The sequence below is a fragment of the Halarcobacter anaerophilus genome, assembly GCF_006459125.1.
GTDB classification, from domain to species: domain Bacteria; phylum Campylobacterota; class Campylobacteria; order Campylobacterales; family Arcobacteraceae; genus Halarcobacter; species Halarcobacter anaerophilus.
Genome location: NZ_CP041070.1, coordinates 1,336,210 through 1,351,011, shown reverse-complemented (window position 1 = coordinate 1,351,011; position 14,802 = coordinate 1,336,210). Strand labels below are relative to the sequence as shown.

Annotated in this window: 17 protein-coding genes; 5 read left to right on the top strand and 12 right to left on the bottom strand. The window is 28.0% G+C overall.

Translation table 11 applies throughout. From position 1 onward, the window contains the following. Positions 1 to 21: 21 nt before the first annotated feature. The 3 genes from AANAER_RS06560 to AANAER_RS06550 form a co-directional block, all read right to left on the bottom strand. On the bottom strand, positions 22 to 2,427 hold the full coding sequence (locus tag AANAER_RS06560) for a TonB-dependent siderophore receptor (RefSeq protein ID WP_129083064.1): 2,406 nt from the start codon (positions 2,425 to 2,427) through the stop codon (positions 22 to 24). Between the two features lie 119 nt (positions 2,428 to 2,546). Continuing rightward, complete coding sequence (locus AANAER_RS06555; protein ID WP_129083065.1) at positions 2,547 to 3,527, bottom strand: FecR family protein; 981 nt, start codon at positions 3,525 to 3,527, stop codon at positions 2,547 to 2,549. Continuing rightward, positions 3,527 to 4,015 carry an RNA polymerase sigma factor gene (locus tag AANAER_RS06550; protein ID WP_170218434.1) on the bottom strand — a complete coding sequence of 163 codons (489 nt, stop codon included), beginning with the start codon at positions 4,013 to 4,015 and terminating at the stop codon, positions 3,527 to 3,529. The genes AANAER_RS06555 and AANAER_RS06550 overlap by 1 nt, the downstream gene beginning before the upstream one ends. A gap of 342 nt (positions 4,016 to 4,357) precedes the next feature. Between AANAER_RS06550 and AANAER_RS06545 the strand changes: the two genes are divergently transcribed. Continuing rightward, on the top strand, positions 4,358 to 4,930 hold the full coding sequence (locus AANAER_RS06545; protein ID WP_407646604.1) for a peroxiredoxin: 573 nt from the start codon (positions 4,358 to 4,360) through the stop codon (positions 4,928 to 4,930). A 25-nt stretch (positions 4,931 to 4,955) separates the two neighbouring features. On the opposite strand, the gene AANAER_RS06540 is transcribed toward AANAER_RS06545, so the two are convergent. The 3 genes from AANAER_RS06540 to AANAER_RS06530 are packed head-to-tail and all read right to left on the bottom strand — an operon-like array spanning position 4,956 to position 7,289. Further along, complete coding sequence (locus tag AANAER_RS06540; RefSeq protein ID WP_129082619.1) at positions 4,956 to 5,483, bottom strand: GNAT family N-acetyltransferase; 528 nt, start codon at positions 5,481 to 5,483, stop codon at positions 4,956 to 4,958. After that, positions 5,483 to 6,364 carry a VIT1/CCC1 transporter family protein gene (locus AANAER_RS06535; protein WP_129082620.1) on the bottom strand — a complete coding sequence of 294 codons (882 nt, stop codon included), beginning with the start codon at positions 6,362 to 6,364 and terminating at the stop codon, positions 5,483 to 5,485. Before AANAER_RS06535 ends, AANAER_RS06540 begins: the two co-directional genes overlap by 1 nt. A gap of 43 nt (positions 6,365 to 6,407) precedes the next feature. Beyond that, complete coding sequence (locus tag AANAER_RS06530; protein ID WP_129082621.1) at positions 6,408 to 7,289, bottom strand: DMT family transporter; 882 nt, start codon at positions 7,287 to 7,289, stop codon at positions 6,408 to 6,410. Positions 7,290 to 7,400: 111 nt separating this feature from the next. On the opposite strand from AANAER_RS06530, the gene AANAER_RS06525 reads away from it, so the two are divergent. Next, complete coding sequence (locus tag AANAER_RS06525) at positions 7,401 to 8,006, top strand: Crp/Fnr family transcriptional regulator (RefSeq protein WP_129082622.1); 606 nt, start codon at positions 7,401 to 7,403, stop codon at positions 8,004 to 8,006. Here the strand turns inward: AANAER_RS06525 and AANAER_RS06520 are convergent. Genes AANAER_RS06520 through AANAER_RS06510 form a run of 3 tightly spaced genes read right to left on the bottom strand, consistent with a single transcriptional unit; the run spans position 8,003 to position 9,571 of the window. Beyond that, positions 8,003 to 8,638: a hypothetical protein gene (locus tag AANAER_RS06520; RefSeq protein ID WP_129082623.1), complete on the bottom strand. Its 636-nt coding sequence runs from the start codon at positions 8,636 to 8,638 to the stop codon at positions 8,003 to 8,005. The two genes, AANAER_RS06525 and AANAER_RS06520, sit on opposite strands and share 4 nt — an antisense overlap. A gap of 16 nt (positions 8,639 to 8,654) precedes the next feature. Continuing rightward, positions 8,655 to 8,966, bottom strand: coding sequence for an antibiotic biosynthesis monooxygenase family protein (locus AANAER_RS06515; RefSeq protein WP_129082624.1), 312 nt, complete (start codon positions 8,964 to 8,966; stop codon positions 8,655 to 8,657). After that, complete coding sequence (locus tag AANAER_RS06510) at positions 8,963 to 9,571, bottom strand: pyridoxamine 5'-phosphate oxidase family protein (RefSeq protein ID WP_129082625.1); 609 nt, start codon at positions 9,569 to 9,571, stop codon at positions 8,963 to 8,965. Before AANAER_RS06510 ends, AANAER_RS06515 begins: the two co-directional genes overlap by 4 nt. Positions 9,572 to 9,683: 112 nt before the next feature. Between AANAER_RS06510 and pdxR the strand changes: the two genes are divergently transcribed. Further along, a complete protein-coding gene (pdxR, locus tag AANAER_RS06505; RefSeq protein WP_129082626.1) occupies positions 9,684 to 11,066 on the top strand; it encodes a MocR-like pyridoxine biosynthesis transcription factor PdxR in 1,383 nt (460 codons plus the stop codon). Positions 11,067 to 11,090: 24 nt separating this feature from the next. Here pdxR and AANAER_RS15180 read toward each other — a convergent pair whose 3' ends face one another. Continuing rightward, on the bottom strand, positions 11,091 to 11,333 hold the full coding sequence (locus AANAER_RS15180; RefSeq protein ID WP_129082627.1) for a DUF4282 domain-containing protein: 243 nt from the start codon (positions 11,331 to 11,333) through the stop codon (positions 11,091 to 11,093). Beyond that, a complete protein-coding gene (locus AANAER_RS06495) occupies positions 11,333 to 12,445 on the bottom strand; it encodes a GGDEF domain-containing protein (RefSeq protein WP_129082628.1) in 1,113 nt (370 codons plus the stop codon). Before AANAER_RS06495 ends, AANAER_RS15180 begins: the two co-directional genes overlap by 1 nt. Before the next feature lie 95 nt (positions 12,446 to 12,540). Here AANAER_RS06495 and AANAER_RS06490 point away from each other — a divergent pair, with 95 nt between their 5' ends. Further along, positions 12,541 to 13,434 carry a helix-turn-helix domain-containing protein gene (locus AANAER_RS06490; RefSeq protein ID WP_129082629.1) on the top strand — a complete coding sequence of 298 codons (894 nt, stop codon included), beginning with the start codon at positions 12,541 to 12,543 and terminating at the stop codon, positions 13,432 to 13,434. Positions 13,435 to 13,521: 87 nt separating this feature from the next. Further along, on the top strand, positions 13,522 to 13,977 hold the full coding sequence (locus tag AANAER_RS06485) for a carboxymuconolactone decarboxylase family protein (RefSeq protein WP_228711171.1): 456 nt from the start codon (positions 13,522 to 13,524) through the stop codon (positions 13,975 to 13,977). Between the two features lie 110 nt (positions 13,978 to 14,087). On the opposite strand, the gene AANAER_RS06480 is transcribed toward AANAER_RS06485, so the two are convergent. After that, positions 14,088 to 14,717, bottom strand: a complete 630-nt coding sequence (locus tag AANAER_RS06480; protein ID WP_129082630.1) for a hypothetical protein — start codon at positions 14,715 to 14,717, stop codon at positions 14,088 to 14,090. Between the last annotated feature and the right edge of the window lie 85 nt (positions 14,718 to 14,802).

Here is a 14,802-nt window from a genome sequence, read left to right as displayed (position 1 = left end):
AGACAAAAGTCTCTTTATAGTTTAAAATGTATATTTTAAAGAAAATATAAAATTTCTAGAATTACCGTATTCTCCTGTTAAAAAGGTATCTTCTATAGAACTTAAATATTTTTTATCAAAAACATTATTGATATTTAATGTAGCAGATAAATCTTTGCTAATCTTATATCTTGCCATTGCATTTGCAACTGCATAGGCTTTTTGTTCTGCATGGAATTTCATATTTGGATATTGCCAAGAAGTTGTGTCAAAATATATTTTACTTTGCCAGTTTACACCACCGCCTAAAGTTAATTTATCAAGATTATAGGTTGTCCAAAGTTTTACCATATGTCTTGGGTAAGTTGTTTTTATTCGTTCATTATTTTGATCTTCTGTTTTACTATAAGTATAACTTGCTTGTAGATTCCAATTTGAATTTATCTCTCCTGTTATTTCAAGATCCAAACCTTTGGTAACTGCACCATCTATAGCTTTATATGCAGCATCAGTTGTACCTGGAATATAATTTCCCGTATCTGCAACGGCTAAATTATCCTGCTCTATTCTATAAACGGCAATACTACTGTTTAAAGCACCGCCAAATAGTTCATTTTTATATCCGATTTCATAATTATTCCCCTCTCTTGGGTCTAATGTACTTCCATTTTTATCTTTAGAATTTTGTGGTTCAAATACACTTGTATAACTTATATAAATTGAGTGTTCCTCATTTATATCATAAACAATTCCTGCATATGGGGTAAATGCTGTTTCATCATAATTTTCTTTACTATTACTACTTGAATATACTGGATAATCCCATTTATCATCATATTCATAATCGGAAAATCTTCCTCCTAAAATAAGAGATAAATCATCACTTGGATGAAATCTTGTTGCTAAATAAGTACCTTTTTGGATAATCACATGATCCCAATCATAGAGTTTACCGTTTTTTGTATCAGGTTTCGATGGATTATTTCCCCAATTATAATAGTTAATAGGATTCCCTTCAACATTTGTTCCAGATAAAGGAGAATGTGTATTATCATATTTAAAATAGCTATAACCAAGAACTAGTTCATGTTCTCTATTAAAAAGTTTATATGTACCGTCTATATTTATATCAAAACCCTTTTGGGTTTGTTCAGCATCTCCAGCACCACCATAAAGAGCTATACCATCTCCCGTATTTTTATCTAAAAGTCCCCATGCAGCAGTTGCTCCATAAAATTCTCTATCTGTATGTAAATAATTAGTTGAAACTTTTAATCTCCAGTCATTTATAAGTTCTTGCTGTAATGTTGCAAAAATATTATAAGTCTCTTTATTATCATAAGACCATTTTGCTCCAGGATTTAATGATCTTGAAAAATTTGTTTGTGAACCATCACTATAAAAAAGAGGAAATCCCGTAGAAGAGGATCCAGTAGGTTTGTACTCCTGATAATCAACACCTACACTTAAAAGTGTAGTATCCGTAATATCTGCTTCAACTACACCGTAAAATATCTTCTTCTCTTCTTCAAAATAATCTTTTTTACTCTCATTTTCTTGATATGCGCTTACTACTCTTCCTCTTATCGTTCCATTTTTATTTAAAGAACCCGATATATCAAGTTGCGCACGGTATAAATCCCAAGAACCAACTGTTACTTCCATACTTGCTTGAGTATCTTTTGTAGGTTTTTTTCTTATCATATTAATAGTTCCGGAAGGATCACCTGCTCCCGTCATCAACCCTGTTGCACCTCTTATTACTTCTATATGATCATATACAGCCATATCGGCTAAACCTTGAGAAGCATTTTGTGTACGAGAATTTGTATAAGTTGGTATTCCGTCTAATTGATAATTTGTAATTGCATAACCGCCGCGGGAATAAATAGTCGATCTTCCATTTCCTATACTTTGTACACTTATTCCGGGCATTTGTTGTAGGACATCGGTAATACTATTTAAGCTTTGGTCATCTATTCTTTGTCTTGTTATTACACTTATAGATTGAGGTGTCTCTTTTAAAGACATACTTAGATTTGTAGCCGTACTTGTTGAACCAAGGGTATATGAACCTGTACCTTCCGTTATTTCTGAGTTTGCTACTACATCTATTTTTCCTAAATCATTTCCATTTTTAGAAGAGTTCTTTGCTTCACTTTTTACTATAACTATTGCTTCATTTTTTATAATAGCTTTTAGTCCGGTTCCTTGCAACAATTTATCCAAAGCTTTCTGAGTACCTTCGATATTTTCAATATTGTTGATCTTCCGTGTTTCAAGTAATTTATCATTTGCAATATATGATAAATTTGATTTTTTCGATATAATCTCCAAAGCCTCTTTTAGAGTTTTGTCTTTTATAGTATATACTTCATCGCCAAATAAGTTCATACTAAAAGCTAACGCTAAAGAAGAGGCAACAAATACCTTCTTTTTTAGATTCATTTTCTTTCCTTGTTATGATTTTGAGAATTGTTATTATCTCTATATATTAAACGAATGAAAATAAAAAATCGGACAGCTTTTTTGAAAAAATTTTGAAATTTGTGAAAAACTTTTAAAAACTATTTATTTAAAACTTTCACAATAATTCCATCTTTTTCTATTTTAACGGGATATATTAATTCAATTGCTTCTAAAAAACTATCATAATGTAAAGTTGAGAACTTCCCTGATATTTTTAATTGAGATAATTCATAGTTTGCAAACTTCATTTTTCTATTTGAATACTTTTCAAATAAAGATGAAGCTTCTTTTAATGTAGTTTTATCGAAATTTACCATATCTTCTTTCCAAGAAGCTATTATCTTTGTATTTATTGTATTATAATTTAGAACTTCACCTTTATTATTTAAAGAAAATGATTGTGCTTTTTTCAATCGGATTAAAGTTTGGATATCTCCTTGATTATTATAAATATGACTAACTTTTACAACTCCTTCTAAAACATTTATCGTGGTTATATTATTTTGATTTATTACTTCAAACTTTGTACCAACTACTTCTATTAAAGTTTTTCCTGATTTAATAAAAAAAGGCTTTTCTTTATTTTTTGCTATACTGAACATGGCTGCACCTCTGTTTAATTGCACTGTTCTTTTATTATTGTAATAGACAACCTCTATCTGAGATTTTAAGTCCAAATCTACTATCGAATTATCAGGAAGTTTTATATTTAGACTTTTTTTATTTGAAGTTATATAATTTGTCAAAAAAGTCGGTTTAAAATAGTAGTTTTTAACCTCAAATAAAGAGAAAACAACTATACAGGCAATAATTATTGATGCTGCTAAATATCTACTTTTATAAAAAATATTTTGCTCTTCTTCTTCATTATTAAAAACTTCATTTTCCAATTCATTTATAAAATCTTCATCTAAATGTAAACATTCATCTATCAGCTTTTTATTTTCATCGTAAGCTTTTTTATGATTTATATTTTCAAGCCAGAGTTCCAACTCTTTTTGTTCTTGGAAAGATAAACCCTCTTTCTCTTTTATAAGCCATTGATTGGCTTTTTTGTCTATTTGCATCTGTAAATTCATTAGAAATCTTTCTTAATTTGTTCTTTTATTTTTAAAATGGCTCTTGAAATATTTTTTTCAACAGCATTCGTACTTATATTCATAATCTTAGCAATCTCTTTTCTGGTATATCCTTTATAGTAATAAAGGACAAAAGCTTTTTTGTTTTGTGTTGAGAGATTTTTTATACACTCTTTTAATTTTTCCTCTCTGAATTCTGAAGATACAATACTTTCAGGTCTCTCTTTTTCAGGGATTGAATGTTCATCCTCTTCATATGTTGTTTGAGGTAAAATCTTATCTCTTCTTGTTTTATCTATTACCAAATTTTGTGCAATCTTATATAAATAAGCCTTTTTTACTGCAATATTTTGATTTTTTCTTACTTCTAAAACCTTAGCGTAAGTCTCTTGTGTTAAATCCTTTGCTAAGTTTTTATCTCCCGTTAATTTTAAAATATAATAAGATATCTCTTCATAATGTTCAAGCATAAATTTTTCAAAACCCAATTCATATAATTTTAATAATCATTATTATAAAATACTTTTGTTTAGATTTATCTTGTTTGTATTATTATATATAAAAGTTTAGAAAGTTTTTTAATTAATTATAAGTCTTGCTTATACTTTTTTAAAAAAACTTTAATGTTGTATCTGATACAATCCATTTTTCAAAGGAAAAAAATTATCCTTTGATAGTTTTTATAAGGAGTTAAAAAGATGGCATGCGACACAGGAGCAAAAGCAATAGAAGAGACAAAAGTTTCAAATGAAGAGAATAAAAAAAATATAGAAAAAAAGGAAGAAAAAATGAGTTCAAGTTTAGTATTAAGAAAAGTACCTGAGTTTAAAATGGATGCATATGATGCAAAAACAGGTCATTATACAGAAGTTAGCAGTGAAGACTATAAAGGTAAATGGCATGTAGTTTGTTTTTATCCGGCAGATTTTACCTTTGTTTGTCCAACAGAGATTGCGGCAATGAATGCAAAATATGATGAGTTTCAAGAGTTAGGAGTAGAGATTTTAGCAGTATCAACAGATACAAAATTTTCTCACAAAAGATTTGTAGAGACTGAGCCATTATTAAAAGATTTAAAACTAACAATAGGTGCAGACGGTACAGGAGAAGTAAGTAGAGCATTTGGAGTAATGATAGAAGAGGAAGGACAAGCACTAAGAGGAAGATTTTTAATAAATCCAGACGGTGTAGTTGTAGCACAAGAGGTACAAGCTCCAATGGTAGGAAGAAACGTAAAAGAGTTTTTAAGACAAGTAAAAGCTTGGCAACATGCAAGTAAAACAGGAGAAGTTTGTCCTGCTGGATGGACTCCTGGTAAAAAAACACTTCCGGTTAATACTGACGTTGAGCAAATGACTGGTAGAGTCGGTGATTATATTACTATTGATGAAATTATGGCTTAATAAATAAAAGAGTCTTCTGACTCTTTTATTTTAATGTTAATGAGTTTTTCATTTGAGTATATAAAACTTTATATTGCTCTTTTGACAATGGCTTTTTATGAGATAAAAGTAGAAGTTCCAACTCTTTGGAATCTTTTCTAAAAGGAATTTGAAAATGCCTATACTCATTTACGACAAAATCAAATTTTTTATAAAAATTTAATCTTTTCTCACAAATTTCATCTTTTATAAGTTCAATTTCCAAAACTACATTTTCATATTTTGACAAAAAACTTTTTAATATTTTTGAACCAAAAGCCTGTCCTCTAAAAGCACTGTTTACTGCAAAATGTTCTATAAATACATTTTTATCAAAAATCCAAAAAAACAGAATAGCCAAAAGTTCATTATCTTTTATTATTCCCAAGGCTTTATATTTTTCATCTTTTGAGACCGTTTTTTGTTCATTAAATGTTCTTCTTTCATCTTTTGGGAAAGAGTTTTCATAAAGTTTCCAAGCTTGGGCAAAATATCTGTTTTGAAGATCATTTAAATTTACTGTTTCAAAATCCATTAAATCTCTATTCCCAAATATGTTTTTACAAGATATCCAATCAAAAAAGATATTATAGCAACACCAAAAGTTATTGCCGACATTTGAATAACCCTTTTTGAAAAACTTAAATCTTTTGCAACACTTATATAAAAAGTATAAGATAAAATCGCCAAAAAGGCACAAAGAAACATCACAATCAAAGAATAAGCCATTGTTTCAAAAATAAAAAAAGGTGCAACCAAAATTGCCGTTGTAATAATATATGAAACTCCCGTATATAAAGAGTATGTAAGAGGTTTAATAGTTTCACTAGGATTCTCTTTTGCTTCAAGATAAGCAGAACCAGCCATAGACAAAGAAGCAGCAATCCCCATAATAAGCCCTGTAAGTCCTACAACTAAACTCTTGTCAAAAGCAAAAGCAATTCCGCTTAAGGTTCCCGTTAATTCTACTAAAGCATCATTCATACCTAAAACGATAGCTCCTGCATAAACCAATTTTTTATCATTTAACATATCTATTAATTCAAACTCATGCTGAACCTCTTGATGATATATTTTTCTTGATTCCGGATAAATTACAAAAAGCTCTTTATAAAACTCTTCTGCCCCAGCTTCTCTTTTTTCCAAAGATTTTAAAGCAAAAGAGGTACCGAATAATCTTACAAGTAAAATATACCACCAAACCAACAGTTTTTGTGCATTTAGATGCTGCTTTGTGATACCATACCAAAAATCATAATGACCTTTCTCTTCATTTGCTATTTTTCCAAAAATCTCTTTGTTCTCTTTATCTTTTTGACATTTTGCCAAAGCCTTGTAAATAGTATAATCATTTATCTCGTTTTGTTGTTGAGTCAATGCTTTTTTTAGATTTTTTTCATTTGATAATATATCCATTTTTTACCTCTTATGAAATATGTATATATTACTGTAAAATTGGTTATTTACCCTTTAATAATATAAGTGTCGAAAATGATGAAATCAAAATACCTAAAGACATCCAAAGATTTATTATGCTGCTGCCAAACAGCACTAAAAGCAGAGCAATCGATGCCGGATTTAAATATGTATATGCCATAACTTTTTTAGGTCCTAAGATTACCGTTCCTTTTTGATATAAATATGAAGTAATTAAAGTTGCAGCAATACTTAAATATCCTAAATATAAAAACTGTTTACTGTCGATTTTTTCCCATTGTAAGGGTATATTTAGAAAAACCAAAGCTAAAAACATCCAAATGCAACCTCCTACTAATGTCATAAAAACCAAAACAATTAACTTGTCGTCTTTTTTATAAAAATATTTTGCACAAATAGAGTATAAAGCCATAGAACTAATAGAAAATAAAAAAAGAATATCTCCTTTATTTAAGGACAATGATAAAAAAAGTTCCAAATTACCTTTAAATACTACAATACAAGTTCCCAATATTCCTATAAAATATACAAGATATTGTTTAAACGGTATTTTTTGTTTAAAAACAATTATTGATAAAAAGGCAGTAAGTAGTGGAACAAGAGTAAAAATCGTTCCTGTGTTTAATGCAGTCGTGTACTCTAAAGAGGTAAAAAGTCCTATAAAAAATACCGAATAAAAAAAGCTTATTATCATAGCTCTTTTAAATGTAGGAATAATCTTTATTCTAAACTCTTTTTTAAAAAGAACCAAGGGTGCTAAAACCAAAGATGCGATTACAAATCTAAGCAGAGTAATAGAGATTGGATCAATTATACCAGATAAGTTTTGGGAGACGATAAAGGATCCTCCTACTAAAAGAGTCGCTATTATAATCAATAAATGCGCATTTAAATCTTTTGACATATCTATCCTTTTTTTAACGAAGATTATAACAATAACTATTTTTTGTCATTTACCTATGTTGATTTTTTAACAAAGTTATAATATTCTTTGAAAAAAAGTTAAAGATTATTTATGAATACAAATTTAGAACAAATATTTAATTTACTTAAAAAAACATTAGACTCTTACTACCCTATTTCCGATAATACTTGGAATGAATTTAAAAATATATGCACCGTAAGAGAATTGAAAAAAAATGAATATGCTTTTGATGTTTATGATAAGGTAAATGCAATAAGCTTTGTATACAAAGGGCTTTTTAGAACTTTTTCTTTTAATGAAAAAGGTGAAGAGTATACAAAAAACTTTTTTTGGGAAACCAGAATTTACGGACCTATGGTTGCAATGTTAAATAACAAACCTTTAAGTTCTATTGTTCAAGCAATAGAAGATTCAATAGTTGTAGATATACAACATGACAAATACAGAGAACTTTTGGAAAAATATGATGATTTGAAAATGTATCATATTTTATATTTGGAAAAACACTGGATACTTCAAAAAGATGAGAGCGGTTACTCTTTAGTTCTAGAAGATGCAAAACAGAGATATAAAAGATTTAAAGAGGAGTTTGGACATATTATTTCAAGACTTCCTCAATATCATATTGCCTCTTATTTAGGAATTTCTCCTACACATTTAAGCCGTATTAGAAAGTCTTTAAAAGAAGAGAATTAATTTTCTTCTTTTAAACTCATTCTTAAAAAACCCGTAAATCCTGCATTATCGACAGTTAAAGATTTATCTGCTTTTAATTTTAAAGAGTTTAAAAACTTTTTATACTCTTTATAAAACTCATAACTTGGAATAGGTTTATATTTTAAATTTTCTACTTCAAAATATTTTAGAATATTTTTTGTGGTTGTAGGTTTTATGAAATACTCTTCGTTTCTATTTAAATAATATGGAATAAGTGTTATGATAGTCCATTTTGCCAATTTATACTCAAGTAAAATTTCAACTGAACTTTCTATTGCTTCTTTTTGATTTTCATATAAAAGATCATATAAAGCAATAGAAAACATATCTTTTTCATAGATTCCCATAGAATTTATAGCATCTCTTAATTTGGGTTTTTCAAAAAGTGAGACTAAAGGAGATTTTGAGATAATTTTAACAAAATTGCTGCAAACTATTTCAGGCTGTGAAAAGTTTTCTTTAGTAAAGAGTTTTTTTACCTCTTCACTAAGTTTTTCTGATTTAAACTTTTTTACAATAGCTTTTATCTCTTCATTTTCAAAACCTTTTGGATAGTGTTCTAAAAACTCCGCTTCCAAATCTTTTAGTTTTTCTATTTTTGATTTATCCATCTTTTATCTTTTTTAATTAAAAACTGTAATCTCTTTCAACTTTTGAAATTCTTGTTTTATAACTTTTATACCAAAGTTCTTGGCCTTTTTTCTGGGCTTCAAGATGAGCAGTATTTTTTTTCCATTTTTTTATGCTCTCCAAATCTTTCCAATAAGATACTGTTATACCTATCTCTTCTCTTGCTGATTCTGCACCTAAAAATCCCTCTTGTTTAGAGGCTAATTCAAGCATTTTATCAGCCATTTTAGAATATCCATTATCTCCTAAAGTTCTAACTGAAGTAAAGATTACGGCATAATATGGCGGCTTTGGCGTATCCGAAATCATATATTTTCCTCTACTTTATTAGCTTGCATTTGTTCAATAGTTTTTTTATCTATTTCATAACCTCTGTTATTTAAATACTCTATAATCATATCGAATCTCTCTTTAGGAAGATGTTGTCCAAGTTTTAACTTTCCTTTTAATTCATCTATATTTAATTTAAAAACTTCGGTTACATTAATATGTTTTTGATAAACTTCATTATCCAAAGGCAAATATTTACCTTCGGGTTGTAATTTTTGCATTAAGAGCTGTAAAGCTTTTACTTTTTCCTCATAATCTAATACAAACTCAATTTTACCGTCACAGCTAACTGATTTATAAAAATAAGTTGCAGGACAAGCCAATCCACTTTCAGAACTGAAATAAGACTGAATTACAGAATATGGTTCAACTACACTAAGAGAAGCAAGATTGTTCTCTTTTATATAATCTTTGGTTTTACCTTTTTTTGCTCCATGAAAATATATTATATTCTCATTATAAACAAAATTAACAGGAACACTATAAGGCTTATTATCAGAACACAAAGCAAGTGTTCCATACTCAACACTGTTTAAAATCTCATCAATCATTTTTTTATCTTTTATTTCAACTTGTGATTTCAAAGCTTCTCCTTTAGTCTTTAATAAACTCTCTATTTTTAAAAAGTTATGGTAGTATACTTCTTAATTGTACTTAAGACAAGATACAAATTATAAAATTTTTATAGGGACAGATATGTATGAAGTTAACTCAAGTTTGGAAAAACCAATCTATGTTCAACTATATGAACAGATAAAAGAGGATATAAAAAACAATCTAAAAGCGGGAGAAAAACTTCCCTCAATCAGAAAAATGGCTACTGAATACAAAATAAGCAAAAATACGATTCAAAGTGCTTATAATCAACTTTATGCAGAAGGTTATATAGAGAGTCATCCTCAAAAAGGATATTTTGTAAGTGAAAATCTGTATGAAAATTTTGATAAATTTGAAGAGATAACTATTCATAAAAAAGCTGCTGAGAAAAATATAAAATATGATTTTTATCCAGCTTGCCTAAGTGAGGATATTTTTCCTAAAAAAACTTGGCTGAGACTCTATAGTAAAGTTTTAAAAAGTGATTTAAATCTTGGAATTTATTATAACAGTCAAGGAGATATTGAACTTAGAACGCAAATTGCAAAATACCTGCAAAACTCCCGAGCAGTAAAATGCAGTTTTGAAAATATAGTTATTACAAGTGGTTTTGCAGATTCTATGCATATAATTTTAGCCCTTTTAAAAAAAAGTATCACAAAAATTGCTTTTGAAACTCCAAGTTACAGAGTCGCAAAAAAAATTTTTGAACAAAATTGCTTTGAACTAGAAGAGATTCCCGTAGGAATTCATGGAATTGATTTAAAAACTTTAAAAAATTCAAAAGCAAATCTGCTTTATATTACACCTTCACATCAATACAATTTCGGAGTTACGACACCTATTGCAAAAAGAATTGAGATAATAAATTGGGCAAAAAAGAACAACTGCTATATTATTGAAGATGATTATGACAGTGAGCTAAGCTATAACAATCGCCCAATACCTGCAATGCAGGGAATAAACAATAACAAACAAGTAATATATACGGGAACTTTTTCAAAATCTTTTTCTCCTTCTTTACGTGTTGCTTATTTGGTTTTGCCTCCTAAAATTTTAGAAATGTATAAAAAAGAGTTTGATTACTCTTTCTCAACTGTACCTATTGATATTCAAAAAACTTTGGCTCTATTTATAAAAGAGGGTTTTTGGGATAGACACCTAAGAAAAGTAAGAACTCAAAATAAGAAAAAGCATGATATTTTAAAAGAGGCTTTAAACTCAAAAATAGGAAAAGAGATAAAAATATTAAGAGAAGGAAGCGGCTTAAATCTTCTAATTGAACCTCTGATAAATATAGATTTTGAAAAATTAAAAGAAAAAGCAATTGAAAATCAAATAAAAATATACACAAGAGATTTAGGCAATAATAGACAAACACTTAGTATGGGCTTTGGAGGCTTTAAAGAAAATGATATAAAAAAAGCCGTTGAAATTTTTGAGAAAGTTTGGCAAAAAGTGAAAAAGAAAGAAGTTGATTAGCCCAAATAAACCTGATTTTATATTTTAACTCAAAGCCAAATATATTTTAAAATAGACCATAAAAAATTCACAAAATATCCGCCAAAACAGTTCTAAAAAAATAAAAATGATAAAAATATATAACCTGAATTTTGCATTATTTATTTCAAATTTATACTTTTTGAAAAAATAATAAACTATAAAAGGTACGGCAACTGCACCGAATATATAAACAAAACTTATTATATAAGGTGTTATTATGGTATTAAAATTAAAAAAATCAATCATTATAAATCCTTTTTATACTCATAAATACGATTTCTTCCACTTCTTTTTGCTTCATATAAAGCTGTATCGGCATTTTTGAATAACTCTTCACAGCTGTTTAGATTATTTGAAAAATAACTGATACCGAAACTTGAAGTAACTTTTATATCTTTTTCTTCATATTGTACAACTTGTTCTTCAATCTCTTTACGAAATCGTTCTACTATTTTTAAAACATTTTCTTTATTTGTATTTGTAAAAACAATACAAAACTCTTCACCGCCTATTCTTCCTACCAAATCAGTTTCTCTAAAGTTTTCATCTGCCAATTTGGCAATCATTTGTAAAACTTTGTCTCCTGCATCATGCCCGTATGTATCATTTACTTTTTTAAAAAAATCTATATCAAAAATTACAAATCCCAAGAAACCGTTTTGATTTTTGGCTAAATCAAACAAATAATTCAACTGTTGATCTACAAAACGGCGATTATAAAGATTTGTCAGAGGATCAATATTTGCTAATTGTTTAAATTTTTTATTCATTTTAGAGATATTTTTTAACTGATTATCGCTTTCATGGGTAAAAGTTCCAAACATAAGTATTGCCGTTACGAAAATAAGAAAACTGCTAAAATATGAGATTGCACTAACATATTTTCCATCAAGTATGATAAAAGCAGGATAATTTGCAAACCAAAACTCTAAAAGAGCCCATAAAGGAACTCCTGCTAAAGTAAAAAGCCATTTTTTATTTCCTATTTCATCCCTAAAAAAGATTAAAGACATACCAACTCCTGGAACCAAATAGTATTGAAAATAAAACTCTTTTCCAAAAATTACAGCCAAAAAGCAGATACAAAAATAAGCAAAACTAAGAAAAACAAGCCTTGAAGCTATATATCTTTTTTTGTAATTTAAATAATAAGGAATCAACATAATAAAACTGATTCCTAAAAGAACAATAGACAAATAGTGATTTTTATTTATAAAAAGATCAAATAAAATCATCCATAATATAAAAATAAAATTTGCTAAAGAGATTATATTTACAAGTTTTATTTTCCCCGCCAACCAAGAATCCGTCTCTTGATTTATTCCTACTTCAATAACTTTTTTTATGTTTTGTTTCATATTTTTATTTATAACTTTTTATTAAACTAATCTTGACATCATATCCAAAAACTTTTTATCAAAACTTTTACTTTATTTTTTGTATCATCTATTTTATGAAAGTTTATGAAAATATTGAGCAGTTTTATCAAAGAAACAAATTAGATTTTATCCCTAAAAACTCTCTTGGTCATTTTAATGTTTTTAAAAGAGCCAAAGCTACGACTTCACAAATAACTTACAATAAAAGGGATTATTTTAAAATCACTTTATTAAAAGGGAAAATCAAAATTAATTATGCAGATAAAACTGTGCAAAGTGATAATTATGCTTTAATGTTTTCAGATCCTTTAGTTCCTTATAGTTGGGAGCCTATAGATGAAAACCAAGGCGGATATTTTTGTATTTTTACAGAATCTTTTTTTAGTAAATTTGGACAAATAAGAGATTATCCCGTATTTCAGACAAATCAAAACAAAGTGTTTATCTTAGATGATTTTGCACTTAACGAAGTAGAAAAAATCTATCTTAAAATGCTTGAAGAGATAAAGTCTGACTATATTTACAAAGAAGATGTTTTAAAAAACTTGGTTTTTGAACTTATACATTATGCCATGAAAATCCAACCTGCTTCAATAGTAAATTTAGAAAAAGAAGAGAAGAAATCAAAAATATATTTACTCTTTAATGAACTTCTACAAAGGCAATTTCCTATTGAATCTATTTATCAAAGACTTGAGCTAAAAAGTGCCGCAGATTTTGCAAAACAGTTAAATATTCATACAAATCATTTAAACAAAGTTCTAAAAGAGAATACGAATAAGACAACCTCCGAACTTATAGCCCAAAGAGTTTTGCAAGAAGCAAAGATTTTGCTCAAACACACAACTTATAATATCTCGGATATCTCTTTTTGTTTAGGATTTGAAGAGCCTTCTTATTTTATAAACTTCTTTAAAAAAAGAGAAAATACAACTCCTTTGAAATATAGAAAATCAGTAATTATTTGATTTTTATAATTTTTTATTTGAATCTTACATCATAAAAATTTATCCTTTTTGTTACTATTTTTTATATCAAAAATAGAAAGGGTAAATATGAAAAAGATTGTAGTTCTTTGTATTTTGGTTATTTTACAAACCGTATCGCTTATGGCAGATTCAACAAAAGGATTGGAAATGAAATCAGAAAGATTTAAAATAGGTTGGGAAAAATTAAAAGAGATAGACGGCAGTGCAGGTGAAAATGTAATAAGTTCACTAAAAGATATAGCACCCCAGTTTGCAGATTTGCTTATAGAATTCCCGTTTGCGGATATATATACAAGAAAAGAGCTTGACCTAAAATCAAGGGAAATAGCTACAATAGCAGCACTTACAGCTATGGGAAATGCAAAACCTCAATTAAAAGTGCATATTCAAGCAGCATTAAATGTAGGATTGACCCAAAAAGAGATTATAGAAATCATAATGCAAATGTCAGTTTATAGCGGTTTTCCATCTGCTTTAAACGGTTTGTTTGCAGCAAAAGAGGTTTTTGAAGAACAAAAATAGCCAAAAAGTAAGCCATCTTTTAACCTATATTACTAATATATTTTATTTATAAACAAGGTAAAAGATGACTTCAAAAGCCTTATTCTACTAAGGCTAAAACATATTAAGTTCTACTCCTCACACATCTCTATAGCTACTTTTAAAAATCCTGTAAAAACTGCATTGTCAAAGGTGAGGTTTTTATTAAGATGTTTTTTCATTTCATTTAAAGTTTTTGTATAGTTTTTATAAAACTCAAAGCTCGGCTTTGGTTTATATACCACATCTTTTATTTCAAGATATTTGATGATATTTTTTGTGGTTGTGGGCTTTATAAAATACTCTTTTTTTCTATGTAAGCTATATGGAACTATACTTAAAATAGTCCACTTTGCAAGTTGGTATTCACTTAAAAACTCAACCAATCCTTCAAAACCATCTTTTTTTCTACCATATAAAAGCTCATATATCTCTATACTTAACATATCTTTTTCATAGGAGTTTAAAGAAATAATGGCATCTCTTAGTTTTAATTTATCAAAAAGTGATACCATCACAGACTTTTGAACTGTTTTAAAAAATCCTTCTACTACTAAGTTAGGATTTGAAAAATTCTCTTTTTTTAAAGCCTCTTTTGCAAATATTTCAAGCTTTTCGGGACTAAACTTTTTCATAGTTGGGAAAAAGTATTCATCCTTAAAACCCTTTGGGTATCTATCTAAAAACTCTGCTTCTAAATCTTTTAATTTTTCTAAATTCATAAAAACTATTATAGCATAGGAAACTTCCACTATTCTTGTCTTGTAGAGTTTAATAAGTATTTACATTTTAAGTATATTTTGAGAT